A 2,101-nucleotide genomic window follows, 5' to 3' on the forward strand; every position below is an offset into this window, starting at 1 on the left:
CTAGTCAAACAGATCACCCCGCTCGGGTGGCGACACATCAGGCTCAGTGGCGATTACATTTGGACCTCGACGGAAAGCCTCGATCTCAGGCCGCTACGGCGCGAAACATCCATCCTCGCAGCGTGATCACCATACGTTCTCAAAAGTCGGACAGATTCAACACTTTCGTGTCGTGACGCCGCTTTGGCCTGGTGGTTCAAGCGGCCTTGTCTGATGGTGTCTTTGCATGAGACCTGCTCCGGCGGTTTCTTTTTGGCCGTTAACCCATCATTAACCGCAGTGCCACACTATGAGCGTGCGCGGGACCAGAAGACCGCGCTCCAACGTATGGTAGTGCATCGTGAGGGAACCCGCCGAGAATGGTGGGTTCCTTTGCTTGAAGCGAAGTAAAGTGGCAAGACCATGGCCCCCGAAGAGTTTCGCCGTTGCCTGTGCAATCTCCAGTGGTCACTTCCAGACTTGGCAGAAGTCCTCCAATGCGATCTGTCAGTCGTGGAGGCAATGAGCCGAGGTAAAGCAAATGTCCCGCCGCTGCTGGCTATCTGGCTCAGGCTACTCTCAAAAAACACACTGGGGCTGGTGCAGACATACACTTACAACTAGGCCTTGGTGAAGGGCCAGTGAGGTAACGAAAAAATCCAGCTTCGCTCACGTTCGCGCCTTTACAACGACGAACGTAACAAAAAGTTGACTGACCAATGCCACGCTCAGTGCTTACTTGAATCAAAATAAATAAACAGGGATATGTGGAGAGCCGTATGACGGTGCACACCAGCCAAACGTTCATAGTATGTCAAACCGAGACTTGCCTGAGACAGACACGCCATCTCGCCTTTGGAGAGGCGCAAGTGTTCGGCTGCGAACTTTTCCATCAGCGGCTTCGTGACGACGGTGTGGATCGTTTCAGCAACCAGCGAGAGGAAGGTCAGTTCCTCGTCATCGAACGGCGTGGCCTGGTAACGCCAACCGCTCCGTATGTGACGCTCTCGCGCGCGATTGGGAAAAGAGTCCTATTGTGTACGCCGAATGTGCGCTGAAGATACAGCAAGCGCTGTGGCGGCGAGTGCTCGGCATAGACCTCGTGCTCGACCACCACCGATTTCGCCGCTTTGGCGGCCGCAACAAAAGGGTCCTCGGCGTATAAGCGGTCAGCGTGATAGGCTTCCACGTAACCAGGGGGAAGGTCCGTGTCGATCGAGAAGCCGTTTCCGAAGCGGTAGTGGTCGACGTAAAGACCAGAGATGAAGATGTAGTCAAACGGGACGGCACGGCGCAGTCTTTCGATAATGTCGTTCTTCCCGAAAAAGCGGTGATTGGGAACAGAACGCAGGTCGATAGTGTCAATCGGCATCGAAACGGGGCTCTGACGCAGTTTTGGTGGTGATGGATTTTATCCCGCGCCGATGACGCGGGCTTGGAGGAGATCAATTTTTCCGCGGCCGTACATCTGGCGTTTCACAAGTTTGAGCGTGGTGATCTGCCCCTCCGTCTGGCCGTTGGACCATGGTGAAGAGATCGCTGCGCTGACGGCTGCTCGGTCTCTAACGACACCGTTGGCGAAGGAGGCGACCAAGCCCGATCGAGCGCGTTCCAACCATGTATCGAGATCAGCGAGAGATTTCTTGCGGATCATGGCCTGGAAGGCGGCGATGACTTCCCGGGCCTCAACCAGCAGCGGCACGCCACCCTCAATCGCCGCAACCGTCACGGTCTCAGATTTGGAAAGGTCGTCGCGGCCGATGGTCATGAGACGTGCAATGGTCCTGGCCGAAGGCGCTCGGCTCAACGCGCCCGCATCGACCTTCTCTGCTTTTCGACGGCGTGTGGCCCACTCGGTGACAACTCGAAGACAGCCGCGGAACCCTTGGCTCTTGAGTTGCCGCCATAGCTCCGTTCCATTCCGGTTTCCGGCCGTCCATTGAGCGTCAAGCCAGGGCAGGTAGAGTTCAAGCGAGTTCTCACGGACGCGGAAGACATCCGAACGTTGACCACGCAGTACGCGTCGGACAAGGCCGCGACTGTATCCGGTCCGGCGCACGATCTCCTTGATTGTTGCTCCGGACTTGGCCATGTCGAGAATTGCGGCGTTGGTGTCTTCCCG

At 56.7% G+C, this 2,101-nt stretch carries 2 protein-coding genes; both read right to left on the bottom strand.

What is annotated here, in order from left to right:
• Positions 1-925: 925 nt before the first annotated feature.
• Positions 926-1,351, bottom strand: a complete 426-nt coding sequence (locus DOU54_RS26630) for an autoinducer binding domain-containing protein (RefSeq protein ID WP_279795974.1) — start codon at positions 1,349-1,351, stop codon at positions 926-928.
• Between the two features lie 39 nt (positions 1,352-1,390).
• On the bottom strand, positions 1,391-2,101 hold a 711-nt coding region (locus DOU54_RS26635), incomplete at its 5' end, for a transposase (RefSeq protein ID WP_146617410.1).

Origin of the sequence: Agrobacterium sp. MS2 (assembly GCF_003261015.1) — a bacterium.
Classification (GTDB): Bacteria; Pseudomonadota; Alphaproteobacteria; order Rhizobiales; family Rhizobiaceae; genus Agrobacterium; species Agrobacterium pusense.

Excerpts from the sequence above, each read along its gene's own strand:
- DOU54_RS26630 (WP_279795974.1), bottom strand. The coding sequence starts at position 1,351 with ATGCCGATTGACACTATCGACCTGCGTTCTGTTCCCAATCACCGCTTT.